Raw genomic sequence first — 23,509 nt, forward strand, 5'->3', positions numbered from 1 at the left:
GCTCACGGCTACTTTCCCCATTCCGTTTCGAGCTGGTCGATGTCGTCCTGCGTCAGGGCGACGAGGTCGAGGTCCGACGGGGTACGGCCGCCCGCGTCCGCCTGCGCGGCGCACGCCACCAGGGCCTCGGCGGCCCGGAACCACGCATGGCCGAGACGCCGCATGTCGGCCTCCGAGACCATTGCCGGGTCCCAGGCCCAGTGGGCCGTCAGCCGGGGCCCGTCGTCGGTGTCCACGGTGCGGGCGTCGAGGTCGACCGGGTGGGTGCGTACGCCTTCGGGCGGGTGGGCGTCGCCGGTGGCGGTCCACGCGGTGGCGGCCGTCCGGCGCTCGTCCGCGGCGGGGACGCGGCCGAGGTAGTTGAACAGGAGCGGCGGGGTGGCGAGTCCGGCCAGGGCCGGGGCCGTCCGCGCGTTCAGGTGGCGCAGCAGTCCGTGGCCGATGCCGTGCTCGGGCAGTCCCCTGAGCTGCTCCTTGACGCGTTTGAGTACGGTCCCCGGGTCGGGGTCGCCGGAGCGGGCGCCGGGTTCGGTGCCGCCCGGGTCGAGCCGGACCGGGTGGACGCTGGTGAACCAGCCGACCGTACGGGACAGGTCGGTACCGGGTGCGAGGCCGCTTTCGCGGCCGTGCCGTTCGAGGTCCACCAGGACGGCTCCGGGACGGCCGCGCCAGTCGGCGACCGCGAGCACCAGCGCGGCGAGGAGCACTTCGGTGACCTCGGCGTGGAAGGCCGCCGGGACGGTGGTGAGCAGGGCTGCCGACGTGTCGGGGGCCAGGGTCATGCGCAGTTCCCCGGACCCGCCCGGCCCGGTGGGCGGGGTCGGCAGCAGCGGGGCGGCGGGCGCCCCGACCCGCTGCCAGAGCGGGAGTTCGGCGGTGCGGGCGGGGTCGTGGGCGGCCTGCCGCAGCAGTTCGGCCCAGCGGCGGAAGGACGTACGGACCGGTGGCAGGGCCGGGGTGGTGCCCGCCCGGACCGCCTCGCAGGCGAGCGCCAGGTCGTCGAGGAGGATGCGCCAGGAGGCGCTGTCCACGCACAGGTGGTGGGCGGCGAGGAACAGCCGTCCCGGCCGGTGCGAGCCCGCGTCGAACCGGACGGCTTGCAGGACGGTGCCCGAGCGTGGGTCGAGGCGGCCGGTCGCGGCGGCGCACTGCTCGCGGACGATCGTCGCCGTGATCTGCTCGGCCGGTCCGGGCAGCCGTACGGTCCGCAGCAGGTCCGCCGCCTGGACGGAACCCGGCGGCCGGATGTGCAGAGCGCCGGTGTCGTCGGGGCCGAGGCGGAGCCGCAGGGCGCCGTGGTGGTCCAGGACGGCTTGCAGGGCGGTGGTCAGGTCGGCGGCGGTCAGGCCGGTGGGGGTCCAGACCATGACGGTCTGGTGCAGCGGCCCGGCCAGGGCCTGCCGGTCGGCGAGCTGCCGCATGACCGGGGTGAGGGGGACGGGGCCGTCGCCGTCGTCGTGCCGGGTCTCCTCCTCCGTGACGGGGCGGGCGGCGAGGGCGAGGGCCTCCGGGGTCTTGTGCTGGAAGACGTCCGTCGCGCTGATCCGGTACCCGGCCCGGGCGGCGCGGGCGACGAGCTGCAAGGAGATGATGCTGTCGCCGCCGAGTTCGAAGAAGTTGGCGTCGGCGCCGACGGTCGGGGCCGGGGCTTCGGGCGCCGCCGGGGGCATGGGGGCTGCCGGGGGCCTCGGGACACCGGAGTCCGGGCCGGCCGGGCGCGGGACGACCGGTTCCGGCACGTCCGGACGGGGCACGTCCGGGGGCCGGACGTCCGGCCGCGGGACGGGCGGGCCGGTACGAGCGTCCGGCGTCACCAGCCCGAGGACGTCCGCGAAGAGGCCGCAGAAGAACGTTTCGAGCGGGGTGCGGGCCGCGCGCCTCCCGGACGCCGCCGCGTGGTCGGGTGCGGGCAGCGCGGCCCGGTCGACCTTGCCGTTGTCCGTGACGGGCAGCGCGTCGAGGGTGACGACGGCGCCGGGAAGCATGTAGTCCGGCAGCCGCTCGGCCGCGAACTCCCGTACGCCGTCTGCTTCTCCGACGACGTAGGCGACCAGGCGCTTGTCCCCGGGCCGGTCCTCCCGTACGACGACGGCGGCCTGGTCCACGCCGGGGCACTGGCCAAGGACGGCTTCGACCTCGGCCGGTTCGATGCGGAAGCCGCGGATCTTCACCTGGTCGTCGGCCCGCCCGAGGAAGACGAGGTTTCCGTCCCGGTCCCAGCGCACCAGGTCACCCGTCCGGTACATCCGCCCACCGCCGTACGGGCACGCCACGAACCGTCCGGCGGTCAGCGCCGCCCGGCCCAGGTACCCGCGCGCGACGCCCTCCCCGGCGACGTACAGTTCGCCCGCCACGTCCGTGGGCACCGGGCGCAGGAGCGGGTCCAGGACGAAGACGCTCACGCCGTCGCGTGGGCGTCCGATCGGCAGGACGGACGGTGCTGCCGTTCCGGGTGCGAGGGTGTGGGTGGTGGCGCACAGGGTGGTCTCGGTCGGCCCGTACAGGTGGTGGACGGTGACGCCGGGACAGGCTTCGGTGACCCGGGCGACCGCCTCGGCGGGCACCACGTCGCCGCCGGTCAGCACGTGCCGGAAGCCCTTGAAGCAGTCGGGCGTCTCCTGCGCCAGCACCCGGAACAGCCCGGCGGTGACGTGGACGGCCGACAGCGCGTGCGCGTCGGCCAGCCGGGCCACCGTCTCCCCGTCCAGGTCCAGCGGCGGCGCGACGACCACGCACCCGCCGTTGAGCAGCGGCACCCACAGCTCCAGGGTGGACGCGTCGAAGGTGTGCGGGGCGTGGAAGAGCGTCCGTCCGCCGCCGATGCCGTGCCAGCAGGGGTCGAGGGCGAGGGCGGTGACGTTCGCGTGCGTCGCGAGGACCCCTTTGGGCGTCCCGGTCGAGCCGGAGGTGTACATCACGTACAGCCCGGTGTCCGGCGTGACCTTCACGGGCGGCGGGACGGCCGGGAAGTACCGCAGCGCCTCGGCCACCTCGGCACGCGTCATGACCAGGACGGGTTCGGCGTCCTCCAGCAGGAACCGCACCCGTTCGACCGGGTACGCCGTGTCGACGGGCACGGCCGCCGCGCCCGCCTTGGCGATGCCGAGCAGTACGGTGACCAGCTCCGCCGAGCGGTCGAGCAGCACCGCGACCCGGTCGCCGGGGGTGACGCCCTTCGCGTACAGGTACTGGGCACAGCGGTCGGCCCGCGCGTCCAGTTCCCGGTAGGTCAGCGTGCCGTCGGCGGACTCCACCGCCACGGCGTCGCCGTGCCGGGCGACGACCCGTCCGAAGCGCTGGGGCACGGTCGTGTCCCGGGTGCCCGCCCGGTGTGCTGCTGCCGCCGCCGTGACGCGGTTCCGCTCGTCGGCACCGAGCACGTCCACCGCCCCGGCCCGTACGGCGGGGTCCGCGGTGACCTGGTCGAGGACCCGCAGCAGCCGGGCCACCAGCCGTTCCGCCGTGGCGGGGTCGAAGAGGTCGGTGGCGTACTCCAGGTAGCAGTCCAGGCCGGCGGGGGCGCCGTCGGGGTCCCGGCGTTCCCACATCAGGACCGACAGGTCGAATTTTGAAGTGGACATCTGCACCGGTACCGGACGGGACTCCAGCCCCGGGGCGTCGAAGTGCGTCTCGGGTGCGTTCTGGAGGGCGAAGGCGACCTGGAAGAGCGGGTGCCTGGCCAGCGAGCGGACCGGGTTCAGCACTTCCACCAGGTGTTCGAAGGGCAGGTCCTGGTGGGCGTACGCGGCGAGGTCGGTCTCCCGTACGCGGCCGACCAGTTCGGTGAAGGAGGGGTCACCGCCGACGTCCGTCCGCAGCACCAGCGTGTTGAGGAAGTTGCCGACCAGGTGGTCCACGGCCTCGTCCGTGCGGCCCGCGACGGGCGTGCCGAGCGGGATGTCCGCCCCGGCGCCGAGCCGGGACAGCAGCACGGCGACGGCGGCCTGCGCGACCATGAACAGCGTCGCGTCGCACTCACGGGCGATCTCCGCCAGGCGCCGGTGCGCCGTGGCGTCCACCGTGAAGGGCAGGAACGCTCCCCGGTGGGTCGCCACCGGCGGGCGGGGCCGGTCGAACGGCAGCTTCAGGTGTTCCGGCAGGCCCGCCAGGGTCTCGGACCAGAACGCGGCCTGCCTGCCGAACAGGCCGTCCGGGGTGTCCTGGGCGAGCAGGTCGCGCTGCCAGACGGTGAAGTCGGCGTACTGGACGGGCAGCGGCGTCCAGCCGGGCGCGCGGCCTGCGGCCCGTGCGGTGTAGGCGGTCGCCAGGTCGTCGGCCAGGACGCCCATGGACCAGCCGTCGGCGGCGATGTGGTGCACCACGATCAGCAGGATGTGCTCGGCGGGCGCCACCTCGAACAGCGTGACCCGCCACGGAAGTTCGTGTTCGATCCGGAAGCCCTGCGTGACACCGGCGGCCAGCGCCTGTTCCACCTCGTCCGCACCGATCCGGACGGTGGCGAGGTGTACGGGCACCTCGGCGGCGGCCACGATGTCCTGCCGGGCGCCGTCGCCGTGCTCGGGGTAGCGGGTGCGCAGCGTCTCGTGCCGGGCCACGACGTCGGCCCAGGCCGCCTCCAGCGCTGTGCCGTCCAGCTCTCCGTTCAGCCGGACGGCGAGGGGAATGTTGTTGGTGGCGCTCGGCCCTTCGAGGCTGTGCAGGAACCACATCCGCTGCTGCCCGAACGACAGCGGCAGCGGATCGGGCCGGTCGGCCCGGACCAGCGCCGGCCGTACGGCTTCGAACTCGTCCAGCCGCCCGGCCAGCCCGGCGACCGTCGGCGCCTCGAACAGCGCCCGCACCGGGATTTCCGCACCCAGCGCGCCCTTGACCCGGCTGGCCAGCCGCGTCGCCAGCAGAGAGTCCCCGCCCAGGTCGAAGAAGCCGTCGTCGATGCCGACCCGGGCCACCTCCAGCCCCAGCACCTCGGCGAACAGCCGGCACAGGATCTGTTCCTGCGGGGTGCGGGGCGCGCGAGCCGACGATTCCGTCGTTGCGTGATCGGGGGCGGGCAGCAGCGCCCGGTCGACCTTTCCGTTGGCCGTCAGCGGCAGCGCGTCCAGGACGACCGTGGCCGACGGAGTCATGTGGTCCGGCAGTCGCTCGGCCATGAAGTCCCGTGTCCCGGAGGCGTCCCCGACGACGTAGGCGACCAGACGCTTGTCCCCGGGCCGGTCCTCCCGCACGACGACGGCGGCCTGCTCGACGCCGGGGCACTGCCCGAGGACGGTCTCGACCTCGGCCGGTTCGATGCGGAAGCCGCGGATCTTCACCTGGTCGTCGGCCCGGCCCAGGAAGACGAGGTTGCCGTCCTGGTCCCAGCGCACCAGGTCGCCCGTCCGGTACATCCGCCCACCGCCGTACGGGCACGCCACGAACCGCTCCGCGGTCAGCCCCGCACGCCCCAGGTACCCCCGCGCAACGCCCCGCCCGGCCACGTACAACTCCCCGGCGACACCCACCGGAACCGGCCGCAGGAAGCCGTCCAGAACGAACACCCGCAGGCCGTCCCGGGGCGCGCCGATCGGCAGCACCGGCGGCACCTTCGCCCCCGGACCGATGACGTGTGCGGTGGCGCACAGGGTGGTCTCGGTCGGCCCGTACAGGTGGCGGATCTCGGCGCCGGGGCACGCCTCGGCCACCCGGGCGACGGCTTCGGCGGGCACCACGTCGCCGCCGGTCAGCACGTGCCGCAGACCGGCGAAGCACTCGGGAGTCTCCTGCGCCAGCACCCGGAAGAGGCCGGCCGTCACATGGACGGCCGTCAGCGCATACTCCTCGACCAGACGGGACAAGGCGGCGCCGCCCAGGCCCATTTCGGGAGCCACCACCACACACCCGCCGTTCAGCAACGGCACCCACAGCTCGAACGTCGAAGCGTCAAAGGCATGCGGCGCATGGAACAGGACGCGGCCCGGCCCGATGTCACCCCAGCAGGAGTCCAGCGCCAGCCCCGCCACACCCCCGTGCGTAGCGACCACGCCCTTGGGCACACCTGTCGACCCGGACGTGTACATCACATACAGCGCCGACTCCGGCGACACCCCCACCGGCAGCGGATCGGCCGAGAAGGACCCGAGCGCCGCCTCGCACACCTCCGACTCCCCCACCACCAGCACCGGAGCCGCATCCGCCAGCAACCACCGCACCCGCTCCACCGGATACGACAGATCCACCGGCACGAACACCGCCCCCGCCTTCGCCACACCCAGCAGAACGACCACCAGCTCCACCGACCGCGAAAGCACCACACCCACCCGGTCACCAGGAGCCACCCCCTTGGCACGCAGGTACCAGGCGAACCGGTTGGCCCGCGCGTCCAGTTCGCCGTACGTCAGCGAGGTGGCGCCCGCCGTCACGGCGGCGTCGGCACGGGACCGCAGCACGGTGGCGTCGAACTGGCCGAGGACCGTACGGCCGCCGGCGTCCGCCGCCCCGGCGTTGACGCCGGTGACGAGCCGTCGCCGCTCCTCCGGGGCCAGCAGTTCGACCTCGCCGACCCGCAGTCCCGGATCGGCGGCGACCTGGTCGAGCACCGCGAGCAGCCGGGTGACCAGGCTTCGCGCGCTGTCCGGGTCGAAGAGGTCGGTGGCGTACTCCAGGTAGCCGTCGAGGCCGGTGCCGTCAGGGCGTTCCCCCAGGCCGAAGACCAGGTCGAACTCGACCGTGGCCGGTGCGACCGGGACCGGTGCCGCACCGAGGCCGGGCAGGTCCCACGCGGGGTGCAGCTCGTCCTCCAGCACCAGCAGCACCTGGAACAGCGGGTGCCGGGCGGGCGAACGGGCGGGCTTCAGCGCCTCCACGAGGTGTTCGAACGGGAGGTCCTGGTGGGCGTAGGCGGCGAGGTCGGCGTCCCGGGCTCGTGCCACCAGTTCGGCGAAGGTCGGATCGCCGCCGGCGTCGGTCCGCAGCACCAGGGTGTTGAGGAAGAACCCGACGACGCCGTCCAGGGACTCGTCGGTGCGGTCCGTGACGGGGGTGCCGAGCGGGATGTCCTCGCCCGCGCCGAGCCGGGACAGCAGGAGGACGACCGCGGCCTGCGCGACGGTGAACAAGGTGGTGTCGCACGCGCGGGCGACGGCGCCGAGCCGCTGGTGCGTCCGGGCTTCGACGGTGAACGGCAGCGCGGCACCGCGGTGGCTCGCCGTGGCCGGGCGCGGCCGGTCGGTGGGCAGTTCGAGCTGGTCCGGCAGACCGGCCAGGGTCTCGGTCCAGTGGGCGAGCTGGGTGTCGAGCAGGCCGTTGCCGCTGTCGAGGAGTGCGTGCTGCCAGAGGGTGAAGTCGGCGTACTGGACGGGCAGGGGCGCCCAGTCGGGCGCGCGCCCCGCGCTCCGCGCCGTGTACGCCGTCGACAGGTCGCGGGCCAGAATGCCCATCGACCAGCCGTCGGCGGCGATGTGGTGCACGACCACCAGGAATACGTGGGCGTCGGCGGACAGGGCGAACAGGGTCGCCCGCCGGGGCGGCGCCGTGTCGAGGGCGAACCGGCGGCCGATGTGCTCGGCCAGTACGGTGTCGAGTGACGCCTCGTCGGCGGGGAGGACCGGCAGGTCCGGAGTGCCAGGTGAGTGTCCCGGCTCCGTCCGGTCACCGTCCAGGACCAGTTGGCGCGGTATGCCGTCCCGCTCGGGGAAGACCGTGCGCAGCGGCTCGTGGCGCGCGATCACGTCCGCCCAGGCGGCGCGCAGCGCGGGCAGGTCCAGGCTGCCGGTGAGCCGGACGGCCATGGCCATGTTGTAGGCGCCGGTGTCCTCCAGCCGGTTCGCGAACCACATGCGCTGCTGCCCGAACGACAGCGGCAGGATCTCCGGCCGCCGCGCCGCGACCACGCGCGGGCGCCCGGTGCCCAGTTCGCTCAGCAGCCCGGCCAGACCCGCGACCGTGGGCGACTCGAACAGCACGGTGAGGGGGATCTCGACGCCCAGGGCGGTACGGGCCCTGCTGATCAGCCGCATGGCCAGCAGGGAGTCGCCGCCCAGGTCGAAGAACCGGTCGTCGATGCCGGTCCGGTCCAGGCCCAGGACCTCGGCGAAGAGCCGGCACAGGGTCTGTTCCTGCGGGGTGCGGGGCGGGCGGTCCGAGATGGCGGCCGCGTGGTCGGGGGCGGGCAGCGCGGCCCGATCGACCTTGCCGTTGGCCGTCAGCGGCAGGGCGTCGAGGGGGACGACGGTGCCGGGGACCATGTGGTCGGGCAGGTGCTCGGCGGCGAAGTCCCGTACGCCCGACGCGTCACCGACGACGTAGGCGACGAGGCGTTTGTCGCCGGGCCGGTCCTCGCGGACGACGACGGCTGCCTGGTCCACGCCGGGGCACCGGCCGAGGACGGCCTCGACCTCGGCCGGCTCGATCCGGAAGCCCCGGACCTTCACCTGGTCGTCGGCGCGGCGCAGGAAGACCAGGCGGCCGTGGCGGTCCCAGCGGACCAGGTCGCCGGTGCGGTACATCCGCCCGCCGCCGTACGGGCAGGCGACGAAGCGTTCCGCGGTGCGCGCGGGGCGGTTCAGGTAGCCGGGGGCGACGCCCCGCCCCGCGACGTACAGTTCACCGGCGACGCCGGGTGGTACCGGGCGCAGGACCCGGTCCAGGACGAAGACCCGTACACCGTCGCGCGGGCCGCCGATCGGGAGCACCGCAGGCGCCCGCGCTCCCGGGGGGACGGTGTACGTGGTGGCGCACAGGGTGATTTCCGTCGGCCCGTACAGGTGGTGCAGCGTGACGTCCGGGCACGCTTCGGCGACGCGGACGACGGCTTCGGCGGGGACCACGTCGCCGCCGGTCAGGACGTTCCGGAGGCCAGTGAAGCAGTCGGGGGTCTCCTGGGCCAGCAGCCGGAACAGCCCGGCGGTGACGTGCACGGCCGTCAGCGCGTGGGCGGCGACCAGCCGGGCCAGAGTGCTCCCGGTCAGCTCCGTCTCCGGTGCCACCACGACGCACCCGCCGTTGAGCAGCGGCACCCACAGTTCGAACGTGGCGGCGTCGAAGGCGTGCGGGGCGTGGAAGAGGACGCGCCCGGTGCCGATGTCGCCCCAGCACGTGTCCAGGGCGAGCGCCGTGACGTTGCCGTGGGTGGCCGTGACGCCCTTGGGTGTGCCCGTCGATCCGGAGGTGTACATCACGTACAGGCCCGATTCCGTCGGTATCCGCACCGGGAGCGGCGCGGCCGAGAAGTCCCGGAGGAGGGGTTCCCGCGGCGCCTCCTCCCCGCTCACGACCAGCGTGGGGGCGGAGTCCTCCAGCAGGTACCGCACCCGCTCGGCCGGGTAGGACGGGTCCACCGGTACGGCCAGCGCTCCGGCCTTGGCGATGCCCAGCAGGGCGACGACCAGTCCGGCGGAGCGGGGCAGCACGACGCCGACGCGGTGGCCCGGCGCCACTCCCCCGGCGCGCAGGTACCGGGCGAACCGGTTCGCCTGTGCGTCGAGTTCCGCGTACGTGAGGGTGTCCGCGTCCGAGACGATCGCGGCCGCGTCCGGGAAGCGGGCGGCGACCTCCGCGAACCGTGCGGGGACGGTCGTGTCCGGGGCGGCCGCCCGGCCGGTGTTCACCTCGGTGAGCAGCCGCGCTTCCTCGCCGTCGAGCAGGACGCCGGTCTCGCTCACCCGCAGCGCCGGGTCCGCGGTGAGCCGGGCGAGGACCGCGGTCAGCCGGGCGGCCAGCAGGGCGGCCGTCTCCCGGTCGAAGAGTGCCGCGTTGTGCCAGAGCCCGCCGTCGATGCCGCCGGGCCGGCCGTCCGCGTCGTGGCGTTCGGTGAGGTTGAGGTAGAGGTCGAAGAGGCCGAACGTCAGGTCGTCGCGCGCCGCCTCGATGCCGACCCGCTCCGGTACGGCGGTCAGGCCGGGCAGGTCCCAGGCGGAGCCGGGCGAGTCCTCCATCACCAGCAGGACTTGGAACAGCGGGTGGCGGGCCAGCGAGCGGTCCGGGTTGAGCACGCCGACGAGGTGTTCGAAGGGCAGGTCCTGGTGGGCCTCGGCGGCCCGGCCGGTGGCGCGGACCCGCCGCACCAGGTCGGTGAAGGCGGGGTCTCCGGTGAGGTCCGTCCGCAGGACCAGGGTGTTGGCCACGAACCCGACCAGGTCTTCGAGCGTCGCGTCGGTCCGTCCGTCGACCGGGGAGCCGATGGGGATGTCGTCCCCCGCGCCCAGACGCGAGAGCAGGACGGCGAGCGCGGCCCGTACGACCATGAGCGGGGTGGCGTCGCAGTCGTCCGCGATCCTCAGCAGGGCCCGGTGGGTGTCCGGCGGAATGCGGACCGGCACCGCACTCCCCTCGTGCCGGGGCTCGGCGGGACGCGGCCGGTCGCAGGGCAGGTCCAGTTGGGCGGGCAGGCCCGCCAGTGCCTGGCGCCAGTAGGCGAGCTGCCGCCCGTACACACTCTCCGGGTCCTGCCCGGCGCCGAGCAGTTCCTGCTGCCGCCGGGCGACATCGGTGTACGCGACGGGCAGCGGCGTCCACTCCGGCGCCCGGCCCCGCGACCGGGCGGCGTAGGCACGTGACAGGTCGCGGGCCAGCACCTCCAGGGACCGCCCGTCGACGGCGATGTGGTGCACCACCAGCAGCAGAACGTGCTCGCGTGGGGAGAGGGCGTACAGCGTCGCCCGGCACGGCGGCTCGGCCCGCAGGTCGAACTCCCGGCCCGCCTCGGCGGCGAGGACGGACGCCAGCTCCTCCTCGCTGACACCGCGGTTCCCGAGCCCGGCCGGCGGTTCGTCCCGCACCCGCTGCCGGACCTCCCCGTCCGCCTCGGCGAAGACCGTACGCAGCGCCTCGTGGCGCCCGACGACATCGGCCCACGCCGCCTCCAGCGCCGCCGTGCGCAGCCCGCCGACGAGCCGGACGGCCATGGCCATCGTGTACGCGGCGCCCGCGTTCTCCAGCCTGTTGACGAACCACATCCGCTGCTGGCCGGACGACAACGGAATCCCCGTCGGTTCCGACCGGTCACCGCGGTTATTCCGGTTTCCGCGCACGCCGAGCTCCCCCCGAAGAATTACAACGCCGCGCGGCCACACCGTTATCCGGGGCGCGCGGCGGCAGCTCTTGCGGCGAACATACCCGTAACGCGGCGGGCCCGCGCAGTGTCCAGACAGCGGAATATTGACGTCCAGAAGAAGGGGAATTCCCTGCGGCGTCAGTGGGCGACGGGCGGGAATTCGACGCGGATTTCGAGACCGCCTTCCGGCAGCGCCTCGGCATGCAGCTCCGCGTCGTGGGCGGCCGCGATGGCGGCGACGATCGACAGGCCGATGCCCTGGCCGTCGTGGCCGCCGAGCCGGGTCGCGCGCAGCCGCTGGAACGGCTGGAAGATCAGTTCGACCTGGGACGGGAGGACTTGGGGCCCGGTGTTGCGGACGCTCAGCGCCGGCCGCCCCGCGCACCGGCCTGTCCACACCCGCACCTGCCCGTCGGGCACGTTGTGCCGGACCGCGTTGTCGACCAGGTTGACGATCAGCCGCTCGACCAGCGGCGGGTCGCCTAGCACGGCGGCCGGCGCCAGCTCGCCGCCGATCCGCACACCGGGTGGGCCGTCGGCGTCCCGCGGCCGGTCCAAGTGGTCGGCGGCCAGCGCCGCCAGGTCCAGCGGCACCCGCCGGTCCAGCCCGCGCTGGCTGCGGGCCAGCGTCAGCAGCGCCTCGATCAGCTTCTCCTGCCGGGCGTTGCTGCCCAGCACGCGGACGCACGTCTCCCGCAGTTCGGCGGCGCTCGCCCGCGGGTCGGCGAGGGTGATCTCCAGCAGGCTGCGTTCGAAGGTGAGCGGGGTGCGCAGCTCGTGGGAGGCGTTGGCGACGAACCTGCGCTGCGCCTCGAAGGCGGCCTCCAGGTGGTCGAGCAGCGCGTCGAACGTGTCGGCCAGGTCCTTGATCTCGTCGGACGGGCCGGGCGCGCCGAGCCGCCGGTGCAGGTCGCTGGCCGAAATGTCCTTCGCGGTGTCCGCCATGGTCCGCAGCGGCCGCAGCGCCCGGCCTGCCATCAGCCAGCCCAGCCACACCGACAGGAAGGTCAGCAGGACCAGCGCGATTCCGGAGGAGGTGAGCAGCTTCCGCAGATAGTCGCTGCGCTGTTGTTGGAGATACGGCTCCAGGTCCACCGTCGGAGCCGGTACGTCGGCGCCGAGGCCGCTGGGCGTCACGGAAGCGGCCGGCGGAGCGGGCGGCTCGACACCGGCCCACGGTGGCCGCCCGGCCACCAGCAGGTAGACCACGGTGAGCAGCAGCACGCCGGTGACCAGGAAGAGGGCGCCGTACAGGAGGGTCAGCCGGAGCCGGATGGTCCAGCGGACCTTGGCCAGGGGGCCGGAGGCGCGATGGCCGGAGGCGGGACGGCCGGAGGCGCGATGGCCGGACATGGGGCGGTCGGACGCCGAACCACCGGACGTGGGACGGCCGGGGCCCGGCCGGCCGCGCCCCGGGTCGCCGGGCGGACGGCCGCCGGACGTGCGGCGGACCGGACGGAGTGTGCGGCGCATCCCCGGCCTCCCCTCAGATCCGGTAGCCGGCCTGGGCGACGGTCTCGATGAGCGGCGGATCGCCCAGCTTGCGCCGCAGCCGGCTCACCGTGACCTTGACCGTGTTGGTAAACGGGTCGGCGGCCTCGTCCCAGGCCCGCTCCAGCAGCTCCTCGGCGGAGACCACCCGCCCGCCGGCCGCCAGCAGCAGTTCGAGCACCGCGAACTCCTTCGGGCTGAGGTCGAGCCGGGTGCCCGCGCGCTGCGCGGTGCGCTTGCCCGGGTCCAGCTTGAGGTCGGCGTGGCACAGGACCGGGGGCAGCGCGGGCTGACTGCGGCGGCTCAGGGCCCGGATCCGGGCGACCAGTTCGGCGAAGGCGAACGGCTTGGGCAGGTAGTCGTCGGCACCGCTGGTCAGGCCCTCCACCCGGTCCTCGATCGTGGCGGCGGCGGTCAGCATCAGCACCCGCGCCGGGTAGCCCTCGGTGATCAGCGTCTGGCACACCTCGTCGCCGTGCAGGCCGGGCAGGTCGCGGTCGAGGACGACGACCTCGTACCGGTTGACCGCGGTGCGTTCCAGCGCGGCCGTCCCGTCCAGGGCGACATCGACCGCCATGCCTTCCCGGCGCAGGCCCGCGGCCAGCGTCTCCGCGAGATCGCGATGATCCTCCACCACCAGAATCCGCATGGCCCCCACCGTCGGTTCGGCACTGTTGTCCGTGATCTTGCGCGGCGGGCGGTTACAGCGGGGTAAGGGCTGGTCGGGGTTACAGACGCCTAACACCCGATGTTCCGCCGCGGTAACCGCCCGGTTGCTGAACTGGCTTCCAGACGTCCAGCGTCCCAGAGGAGTTGACATGTCGGCACCGTCCGAAGAAGAAACACCACCCCGTAGGAAGCGCAGGCTGTTCGCCGTCCCGCTGCTCGTCGCGGCGCTGGCGGCCGGCGGGACCGCCCTGGTGCTCCAGACCTCGTCGTCCGCGGCCCCGGCCGCTGCGTCGCGGTCCGTCGCCGGTGCGGCGCAGGCTGCGTCCTCGACGTCCGCTTCGGGCGGTACGGGCAAGGCGGCCGCCGGGGACTCGGCGACGCGGGAGCGGCAGGCCGAGGCGTTCACCCAGTGCATGAAGGACAACGGGATCAAGGACTTCCCGGGGATCACCGTCAAGGAGAACGGGCAGCTCCAGCTCAAGGCCGGCGGCACCGTCAACCCGGTCTCCAAGGCGTACCGGACCGCGGCCAAGGCATGCGCGTCGAAACTGCCCGAGAACAGCAGCCTGCCGAAGGAGCCCGCGGCGGTGACGCCCGAGACTCCGGCGCTCGGTTTCACCTGCACCGAGGACTGCCCGGCGGCGCCCAAGGCACCGAGTCTGCCTTCCGAGTTCTGACCTTCCGGCAGTACGTCCAACCGCCCCCATTGGGCGGTTGGACATTCTCGGCACGCCCTTATTCCACGGAATCCGGCCTGTAACCACGGCGTAACCGCAGGACCGGCATCATGGAAGATTCGCACTACGCCCAAGAATTCCGGCCGTTGTTCGAATAACCGGCTCCATTCGCTTCGCCGAGCCCGGTGGCCGCCGAATTCGATGTCCTCCCCCAGGGCCGCCGGAGACCACGCGGCCGCCCCGGCCGTCCCCCGTGCGCACGACGACCGGCCGGGGCGCCGCACCTCGGTCTCCGGCGGTCCGCCCCGCCGCCGGCCGTCCGGACCCGCGCCACGGCCGGCCGGCGGCACCACCGCCCGCCCCGTCGCCCCGTCGCCCCGTCGCCCCGTCGCCCCGTCGCCCCGTCGCCAGGGAAACGTAACGTTTTCGTGGCAGAGCAGAACATTCGTACGGGGAGTAATCCCATAGGGTCGAGCAGTGATCGAACGTCGAAAAGGGGCACACGCCCGGGCCACCGCCGCCGCGGGCGGCCGATGGTCCGTCCTCAACCGGTGGTGGGCCGCCAACCGCCGCAGTCTCCGGCTCCGCCGCCCGGCCTACCCGCGCCCGGGGCGCACCGGCTTCCGGCGCTGGGTGCCGTCCTGGCGCCAGACGCTGGGGCTGACCGGCTCCTGCTTCGGCGTCCTGGCCATCCTCGTGGCGATCATGTACGCGCGCACCGAGATACCCGCCGACCTCAACGCCTTCGCCACCCAGCAGGACAACGTCTACTACTGGGCCGACGGCACCGAGATGGCCCGTACCGGCGACATCAACCGGCAGGACACCCCGCTCGACGCCGTTCCCGAACACGTCCGCTGGGCCGCGCTCGCCGCCGAGAACGAGACGTTCTACTCCGACAGCGGCATCTCGCCCAGCGGCATCCTCCGGGCCGCCACCAGGATGGTCATCGGCGGCGACACCCAGGGCGGCTCCACCATCACCCAGCAGTACGTGAAGAACGCGTACCTCAACCAGGACCAGACCTTCACCCGCAAGCTCAGCGAGATGTTCATCGCGATCAAGCTCGACAACAAGATGACCAAGGACGAGATCCTTGAGCGGTACCTGAACACGAGCTGGTTCGGGCGCGGCACCTACGGCATCCAGCGCGCCGCGCACGCCTACTACGGCAAGGACGCCGCGCAACTGAACGCCAGCGAGGGCGCGTTCCTCGCCTGCCTCCTCAAGGGCGCCGCGCTCTACGACCCGGCACTCGGCGCCGAGCCCCGCAAGCGCGCCGTGGAGCGCTGGAACTGGGTGCTCGACCGGATGGTGGCCATCGGCAAGCTCTCGCCCGAGGAGCGGGGCCGCTACACCCGCTTCCCCGAGCCGCAGGCCCCGCCCAAGCCCGCCGGGCTGACCGGCCAGAACGGCTACCTCGTGGAGACCGCCCGGGCCTACGTCGGCGCGCACACCGACGTCTCCGAGAAGGAATTCGCCCTCGGCGGCTACCAGATCCACACCACCTTCGAGGCGCCCCGGACGACGGCCCTGACCAAGGCCGTCGAGTCCGTACGGGCCAAGCTCGACCCGGTCGGCCGCGCGGCCGACCGCCACGCGCGGATCGGCGCGGCCTCGGTGACCACGGACGGGCGGATCGTCGCCCTGTACGGCGGCCCCGGCTACCTTGAGCAGGGTTTCAACGACGCCAACTCCTCGGTGGTGCCGGCGGGCAGCGCCTTCACGCCGTTCGTCTACGCGGCGGCGCTGCGCGACGGTGTCGAGCGCGAGCGCGGCAAGCCCCGTACCCCGGTCACGCCGGCCACGGTCTACGACGGCAACAACAAGATCACGCTGCGGACGCCGGAGGGCCCGTACTGGGACCGGGCCGGAAAGATCGCCAAGGCGGAGAACGACGGCGGCAGGTCCTGGGGCCGGATTCCCCTCAAGAGCGCGGTCGCGCAGTCCGTCAACAGCAGCATCATGCAACTGGGCATGGACGTGGGCCTGGAGCGGGTCGGCAAGGTGGGCGTGCAGACCGGGCTGCTGGAGAGCAGCCTCGGCGAGAAGCTGCCGTCCTTCGCCCTGGGCACCGCCACACCCAGCGCGATCCGCATGGCCGACGCGTACGCCACGTTCGCGGGCCGGGGCAAGCACAGCGAGCCGTACTCGGTCGGCAAGCTCATGCGCAACGGCAGCGACGTGCCGGTCGAGAAGCCGGCTGCCGCGCAGGTGCTGCCGCAGGACGTGGCGGGTGCCGTGGACGACGCGCTGCGCGAGGCCGTCAGCCGGGGCTCGGCCACCGCGGCGAAGGCGGCGGGTCCGGGAGCGGCCGGCAAGACGGGCACCGAACAGGAGAACAAGTCGGCCTGGTTCGTCGGCTACCGCGGCACCGTGTCGACCGCCGTCTCGCTCGCCCGCATCGACCCCAAGAGCCAGGAGCTGCTGCCGCTGGACGGCATCGGCGGCCGGGCGAAGGGCGCGGTCGGCAGCCCGTACCCGACCGACATCTGGACGCGCTACATGGCCGCCACCCGGTAGGGCGCCCACCGGGAAAGCCCCCGGCCCGCGATTCCCTTCGGGGGGCGCGGGCCGGGGGCTTTGGCGACTCCTGGCGTACCGGCGGCCGGGGCCGTGGCCGGGCTACTTGACCACCGACGACCAGTCCGTGATCTGCGCCGGGTCGAGTCCGCGCATCCGCTCCAGGACCGCGGGGTCCTGGGCGTCCAGCCAGTCGGCCACCTGCTTGAAGGTGACACAGCGCACCCCGTCCCGTTTGCAGACCGACTTCACGAGGTCTTCGATGGCTTTCATGTAGATGCCGCCGTTCCAGTCCTCGAAGTGGTTGCCGATGAACAGCGGCGCCCGGCTCCCGTGGTAGACGCGGTTGAATCCGTTGAGGTATCCGTCCCGGGTCAGCTTCCGCCACTGCGCGTACTTCGCCGGGTCGCCCTTGGTGTTGTCACCGGACTGGTTGTAGAGGAAGTTGAAGTCCATGGACAGGACCTGCTTCTCGCTCTGCGGATAGGGCAGCAGTTGCAACGGGAAGTTCCATATGCCGTTCTTCTTCGACGGCCATATCTGGAAGTCGCCGGGCGAGCTGGCGTCGTAGCGCCACTTGAAGTCCTTGGCCGCGGTGAGCAGGTTCTCCTGACCCTCCAGGCACGGCGCACGTCCGCCCACCAGCTCCTTCTTGTAGTCGAAGGGCAGCGGGGGCAGGCTCGTGTACCCGGTGTTCGTCTTCCAGTTCTGGACGAAGGAGTACGCCTGCTCGATCTCGCTCTTCCACTCCGCGACGCTCCAGTCACCGCCGCCCTTGGCCCCGCAGAAATGGCCGTTGAAGTGGGTGCCGATCTCGTTGCCGTCCAGCCACGCGCCCCGGACCTGGCGCAGGGTGTCCTTGATGTGCTCATTGGTCGCGTACGAAATCGCCGAGGCGCCCGGCTTGTGCTGCGGCGGCTTGTACATCGTCGCCTTCGCTTTCGGCAGGAGATAGGTGCCGGTGAGGAAGAACGTCATCTTGGCGTTGTTCTCCTTGGCCACCTCCCGGAAATGCGAGAAGAGATGGTCGTCGCCCTCCAGCGCGCCGTCCCAGGAGAACACCACGAACTGCGGCGGCTTCTCGCCGGGCTTGAGCTTCGCGGGCTTGGGCTGGTGGGGCTGGGGGCCGGTGTACGACGTCGAGCCGTCCCCGAGCACCTTGACCTTGCCGTCCCACTTCTCCTCGGGCTTCGGCTTCGGTGTCTCCTTGCCCTGGTCCGCGCCGCCCTCCGGCGGGGCCGGCCTCGGCTGGGCGGCGTCCTGCGACGGCGCCGCCTTCGTGTCCCCACCCTGGTCGTCGGAGCCGCAGGCCGTCAGGCCGAGGGCGAGAGCCGCCACGGTGACCAGCGCCGGCGCGCCGAGCACGCTCTTCTTCGACATTTCCCTACCCCCTGGCACCAAAACACGTGTTCTGGCCCAAGTATCACAGAGGAGTCATGCCACTCATCAGCCCCGGGCGCTGTATTGCGCCACACCGCGGGCCCGGCCGGTCCGCCGGGTCCGCGGCCCGCCGCGTGGACGGCGGCCGGGCGGCGCGACGGGCCGCCCGGCCCTGCCGTCAGGTGCGGTAGGCGTAGTAGACCGAGTCCGGGTAGGACGCGATGATGCTCGCCACCGACTTCCGGTAGGTGTTGGTCGAGTGGTACGTCAGGTACGGCACGCCGTAACTGCTGCGGTACGTCGTCATCATGGAGTGGTCCTTGGACCCGTCCCCGTCGAAGTCCATCTGCATGACGTCGCCGACGTCCATCTGGTAGACGTTCGACAGGCTGGTCACGCGCCGGGAGTTCAGCGCGTACCAGGACCACTCGTTGGCCCCCACCCAGCTGTCGGACTGGTGGTTCGCGTCGTACCACCACTTGCGGTAGTCCGAGGCCGAGCCGCCCTCCGTCTTCCAGCCGCCCGCCTTCAGGGCCTGGCTGAGGAAGTTCGTGCAGTCACCGCCGGCCGCGTTGAACTTGCGGTACTCGGGGTTGTAGTTCCGCCAGTACTTCTCCGAGTACGCGGCCATCGCGGCGTAGTCGAGACCGCCGGTCACCTGCTTGCGGGGGAACGGACGCGCGGGCCGCGAGATGCCGGCGGCCGGCGCGCTGGGCATGGTGTTGCCGTCGTCCGCGACCGCCGCCGTCCGCAGCGTGGGGGCGTTGATCGCGCCGGGGCCCTCGTCCCGGGACCTGATCCCGGTCAGCTCCCAGGTGCCGCCCGGGACCGCGGTGAAGTCCAGCTCGTGGCGGGCCTTGAAGCCGGTGGTGGCCGGCTCGTCCCCGCGGATCTTCTTGTACGTGAGCGTGGTGCTCTCGGTGACCTCCACCGTGGCGCGCCGGCCGGTGAGCCGGGTGCTGTCCACGGTGACGCGGGTGTCGGCGGCGGTGTACGCCTCCCCGAGGCCGGCGAGCCGCTTCTTGCGGGCCCGCAGCGAGGACACCCCGGCGTCCTCGGCCCGCGCCAGGCGCGCCGACAGGCGCACCTGCTTGCGGGGCAGCTCGGCTATTCGGCCCGAGCGGTTGTCGAGCAGCGCCGCCGTCCGCTGTGTCAGTACCGCGTCGGCGGTGCGGGTGAAGGTCTGCGTCGTCGCCTGGTCCGCAGCGGCGGTCCGCGGCGCGGCGGCGGCGGACGAGGCGGGCAGGCACACGGCCACCGCGGCCACGGTGAGCACCGTGCCGACGGCGGACCTGAGGATCGTTGATGTCACGAATTTTCCCCTTGTCACCCCGGCCCACCCGGGCCGGGCAGGGAATCTTTGCACAAAATACCCAACAGTGGATCACTGGTCCGAAGAAGGCCGCGCCCACCGCCCGCCGGGCCCGGCGAAGCCGGCCGATTCGATCACGAATCGAGAAGCGCCGGACCCCGTCCCCGGCTAGCGTCATGGCCGTGGACAGCATCGTCCGCACCGGCGAGACCGCGCAGGCGGACCGCGTGACCGAGGGAGACCCGATGAGCAAGGCCGTACGACCGGACCCGCAGTCGCCTGCGCCGCACGTCGCCGACCGGCACGACCTGATCCGGGTGCTCGGCGCGCGGGAGAACAACCTCAAGGACGTCAGCGTCGAGATCCCGAAGCGCCGGCTGACGGTGTTCACCGGCGTCTCCGGTTCGGGCAAGAGTTCGCTGGTGTTCCACACCATCGCCGCCGAGTCGCAGCGGATGATCAACGAGACGTACAGCGCCTTCGTACAGGGCTTCATGCCGGCGCAGCCCCGGCCCGAGGTGGACGTGCTGGAAGGGCTGACCACCGCGATCATCGTCGACCAGCAGCGGCTGGGCGCCGACCCGCGCTCCACCGTCGGCACCGTCACCGACGCCAACGCGATGCTGCGCATCCTCTTCAGCCGGCTCGGGCAGCCGCACATCGGCTCGCCCGGCGCGTTCGCCTTCAACGTCCCCTCGGTCCGGGCCAGCGGCGCGATCACCGTCGAGCGCGGCGGCAAGAAGGCGGTGAAGGCCACCTTCAGCCGGACCGGCGGCATGTGCCCGCACTGTGAGGGCCGGGGCGCGGTCTCCGACATCGACCTCACCCAGCTCTACGACGACACGAAGTCGCTCGCCGAGGGCGCGTTCACCATCCCCGGCTGGAAGTCGGACAGCTTCTGGACCGTACGGGTCTACGCCGAATCGGGCCTCCTGGACCCGCACAAGCCGATCCGCGACTTCACGGAGCAGGAGATGCGGGACTTCCTCCACCGGGAGCCGACCAAGGTCAAGGTCGAGGGGGTGAACCTCACCTTCGAAGGACTGATTCCCAAGATCCAGAAGTCGTTCCTGGCCAAGGACCGGGAGGCGATGCAGCCGCACATCCGGGAGTTCGTGGACCGGGCGGTCACTTTCCGGGCGTGCCCCGAGTGCGACGGCACCCGGCTGAGCGAGGCTGCCCGGTCGTCGCTGATCGACGGGACCAGCATCGCCGACGCCTGCGCGATGCAGATCAGCGACCTGGCCGCCTGGGTGCGCGGCGTGACCGGACCCTCGGTGGCGCCGCTGCTCACCACCCTCGGGCGCACCCTCGACTCGTTCGTGGAGATCGGCCTCGGCTACCTCTCGCTGGACCGGCCGTCGGGCACCCTGTCGGGCGGCGAGGCCCAGCGCGTCAAGATGATCCGCCACCTCGGCTCGTCGCTCACCGACACCACGTACGTCTTCGACGAGCCCACCACCGGTCTGCACCCGCACGACATCCAGCGGATGAACGACCTGCTGCTCCGGCTGCGGAACAAGGGCAACACGGTGCTCGTCGTGGAGCACAAGCCGGAGACCATCGCGATCGCCGACCACGTCGTCGACCTGGGCCCCGGTGCCGGCCCGGCGGGCGGCACGGTCTGCTTCGAGGGCACCGTCGAGGGGCTGCGGGCCGGCGGCACCGTCACCGGCCGCCACTTCGACGACCGGGCCGCCCTGAAGGAGACGGTGCGCGAGCCCACCGGCGCGCTGGAGATCCGCGGCGCCACGAAGCACAATCTGCGGAACGTCGACGTGGACCTGCCGCTCGGGGTGCTGTGCGTGGTGACCGGCGTGGCGGGCTCCGGCAAGAGTTCGCTCGTGCACGGCTCGCTCCCGCCCGGCGCGGGGGTGGTGTCGGTCGACCAGACGCCGATCCGCGGGTCGCGGCGGAGCAACCCGGCGACGTACACCGGGCTGCTCGACCCGGTCCGCAAGGCGTTTGCGAAGGCCAACGGCGTGAAGCCGGCGCTGTTCAGCGCCAACTCCGAGGGAGCCTGCCCGCACTGCAACGGTGCCGGAGTCGTCTACACCGACCTGGCGATGATGGCCGGCACCGCCTCCACCTGCGAGGAGTGCGAGGGCAAGCGCTACCATCCGTCGGTGCTGGAATACCGCCTCGGCGGCCGTGACATCAGCGAGGTGCTCGCGATGCCGGTGACCGAGGCCGCGGAGTTCTTCGGCGACGGCGCGGCCCGGACCCCGGCGGCCCTCCGCGTCCTCGGCCGGCTCGCGGACGTCGGGCTCGGCTACCTCGGCCTCGGCCAGCCGCTGACCACACTGTCCGGCGGCGAGCGGCAGCGGCTCAAGCTCGCCACGCACATGGCCGAGAAGGGCGGCGTGTACGTCCTCGACGAGCCGACCGCCGGGCTGCACCTCGCCGACGTCGAGCAGTTGCTCGGTCTGCTCGACCGGCTGGTCGACTCCGGCAAGTCGGTGATCGTCGTCGAACATCACCAGGCGGTCATGGCGCACGCCGACTGGATCGTCGACCTGGGACCGGGCGCCGGCCACGACGGCGGCCGGATCGTCTTCGAGGGCACGCCCGCCGATCTCGTGGCGGCCCGTTCCACCCTCACGGGCGAGCATCTGGCGGCGTACGTCGGCGCCTGAGCAGGGCACACGGGGCGGCGGGGCGGGCGAGGACACCGTCCCGCCGCTCACCTTCCGCACACGGAATCCGGTCCGTTCACGGAAACCGGTCCGTTCACGGAAACCGGTCCGTTCACGGAATCCGGTGCCAGAATTCCAGAGCGTGCTCCCCGGCGTAATCGACCGGTGCGATCCGGTCGGTCGCCAAGGAATGGGTGTACGGACGCGCGTCGGCGTTCCGGTACGGGCGCCACACCGGCAGCCGGGGGCCGTTCGGCGTCCCGGTGCGGGCGAAAGCCGCCCAGTGGTCCGTCATCGTGTCCGAGAGCCATCGCTGCGCCGCCGTGAAACGCCGCTGCGCCGCCTCCTCCTCGAACAGGTAGGGCGTATCGCCCGCGTGATAGGCACCAAAATCGAAACGGCCGGGCAGGGGCAGGTACATGGGGGCGTTCCGGTCGGCGAATTCATAGGCGTAGGTCGGTACGCGCCGGGCCAGTGCCGTGTGCTGCGTGTACGTCCCCCTGGCCCACATCCGGTCGGTGACGACCGCGGACCACGCGATGGCCGGAGAAGGGTATTCCGACAGCGGGTACTTCGCGCGCACCCGGCCCGCTCGGCCGCCGAACGCGGTCACGAGAGCCTGCCGGTAATTCTCGCTCGTGAAAGGCTTGTTGATGGCGTCGTACTGGAGGCCCACGAAGGTCCGGTGTTCGTCACGGGTCGCGCCGGAGAGCACCGGTACACGGTGGAAACGGCCCGCGCGCAGGGCCTTCGGCGGGAGTGCCGGAAGCGTCGCGTTGCCGTATCCGAACGCCTGGAAGGCGTTCATGATGTACGGCACCTTGAGGATTTGCTTGACCGGCAGGGCCCGCAGGCACCGCAGGGTCCGTGCGGGATCGGGCGCCGCACAGCCGAGCGGCGCGGTCATCTCCGCGCTGATCTCCTCCATCTGCCGGGCCGGGCGCCAGACGAACCACGGGTAACCGGGCACGCCGGGCCCCATGGTCCCGGCGGGCATGTCCATCATGCCCTCACCGCTGGACAGCGCGGCCCGGTGGAACAGCCCCCGGGCGCCCGGCGAGGTGAGGTGCCCGGTGATGGCCGAGGCACCGTACGAGGAGCCCGCCACCGTCACGTTCCCCGCGTCGCCGCCGAAGACGCCCGCGTTGCGCCGCACCCAGCGCAGCGCGGCCTGCTGGTCCTGGAGGGCGAAGGTCCCCGAGCCCTTGAGGCCCGGGTGGGCGAAGCCGCCGAAGACCCCCAGCCGGTAGTTGACCGTGACGACCACGAGGCCGCGGTCCGCGAGCCGGCGCGCGTCGAAGAAGCTGCCGCCGCCGACCGACCCGTCCCCGTGGATCCACACCAGTACGGGGGCGCGCTCCCGTACCCGGGCGGGCGCGGTGACGTTGAGGACCAGGCAGTCCTCCTCCTCGCTGGACACCTGCGCGTACGCGGACGGGACCTGCGGACACAGCGGCCCCGGCCGGGTGGCGTCCCGGACCCCGCGCCACGGCGCCACCGGGCGCGGAGCCGCCCAGCGGTAGGCGCCTTCGGGAGGTCCGGCGTACGGGATGCCCTGGAAGGTCCGGTGCCGGGCGGTCCGGACGCCCCGCACCGGACCGGTGTCGGTCCGTACGGTGACGCGGTCCGGCCCGGCGCCCGGCTCCGCCCGCGCGCCGACGAGTGCGGCCGGGACCGTCGTCCCCGCGCACAGGAACGCCACGATCACCGTGGCCCCGGCCCTCCTCTTCGGCCCTCTGCGACTCCTCATGAGCGGTCTCCTCCCAGAAGCGGCGCCGGGACGCGCGCCCGCGCGGCGCGCACCGGTCGTGGAGGAAACGGCGGCAACGGC

9 protein-coding genes are annotated in these 23,509 nt (G+C 72.8%); 3 read left to right on the plus strand and 6 right to left on the minus strand.

Going from position 1 to position 23,509, the window contains the following annotated elements:
* Window positions 1-8: 8 nt before the first annotated feature.
* The 3 genes from ACZ4QV_RS22050 to ACZ4QV_RS22060 form a co-directional block, all read right to left on the minus strand.
* Complete coding sequence (locus ACZ4QV_RS22050; RefSeq protein WP_467763295.1) at window positions 9-10,913, minus strand: non-ribosomal peptide synthetase; 10,905 nt, start codon at window positions 10,911-10,913, stop codon at window positions 9-11.
* Window positions 10,914-11,128: 215 nt separating this feature from the next.
* A complete protein-coding gene (locus tag ACZ4QV_RS22055) occupies window positions 11,129-12,343 on the minus strand; it encodes a sensor histidine kinase (protein WP_467763296.1) in 1,215 nt (404 codons plus the stop codon).
* A gap of 133 nt (window positions 12,344-12,476) precedes the next feature.
* Window positions 12,477-13,130, minus strand: coding sequence for a response regulator transcription factor (locus ACZ4QV_RS22060; RefSeq protein WP_361152491.1), 654 nt, complete (start codon window positions 13,128-13,130; stop codon window positions 12,477-12,479).
* Between the two features lie 169 nt (window positions 13,131-13,299).
* Between ACZ4QV_RS22060 and ACZ4QV_RS22065 the strand changes: the two genes are divergently transcribed.
* Complete coding sequence (locus ACZ4QV_RS22065; RefSeq protein ID WP_361152488.1) at window positions 13,300-13,827, plus strand: hypothetical protein; 528 nt, start codon at window positions 13,300-13,302, stop codon at window positions 13,825-13,827.
* Between the two features lie 477 nt (window positions 13,828-14,304).
* Window positions 14,305-16,350, plus strand: coding sequence for a transglycosylase domain-containing protein (locus ACZ4QV_RS22070; RefSeq protein WP_467763297.1), 2,046 nt, complete (start codon window positions 14,305-14,307; stop codon window positions 16,348-16,350).
* Between the two features lie 102 nt (window positions 16,351-16,452).
* On the opposite strand, the gene ACZ4QV_RS22075 is transcribed toward ACZ4QV_RS22070, so the two are convergent.
* Window positions 16,453-17,730, minus strand: a complete 1,278-nt coding sequence (locus ACZ4QV_RS22075; protein ID WP_361590983.1) for a polysaccharide deacetylase family protein — start codon at window positions 17,728-17,730, stop codon at window positions 16,453-16,455.
* Window positions 17,731-17,908: 178 nt separating this feature from the next.
* A complete protein-coding gene (locus tag ACZ4QV_RS22080; RefSeq protein ID WP_361590981.1) occupies window positions 17,909-19,042 on the minus strand; it encodes an amidase domain-containing protein in 1,134 nt (377 codons plus the stop codon).
* Between the two features lie 245 nt (window positions 19,043-19,287).
* Here ACZ4QV_RS22080 and ACZ4QV_RS22085 point away from each other — a divergent pair, with 245 nt between their 5' ends.
* Window positions 19,288-21,678 (plus strand): excinuclease ABC subunit UvrA, encoded by a 2,391-nt coding sequence (locus ACZ4QV_RS22085; protein ID WP_361590987.1) that lies wholly within the window; start codon window positions 19,288-19,290, stop codon window positions 21,676-21,678.
* 112 nt (window positions 21,679-21,790) lie between these two features.
* On the opposite strand, the gene ACZ4QV_RS22090 is transcribed toward ACZ4QV_RS22085, so the two are convergent.
* Window positions 21,791-23,428 carry a carboxylesterase/lipase family protein gene (locus ACZ4QV_RS22090; RefSeq protein ID WP_467763298.1) on the minus strand — a complete coding sequence of 546 codons (1,638 nt, stop codon included), beginning with the start codon at window positions 23,426-23,428 and terminating at the stop codon, window positions 21,791-21,793.
* Window positions 23,429-23,509: the final 81 nt, after the last annotated feature.

The organism is Streptomyces sp. NPDC026394, from assembly GCF_055567735.1.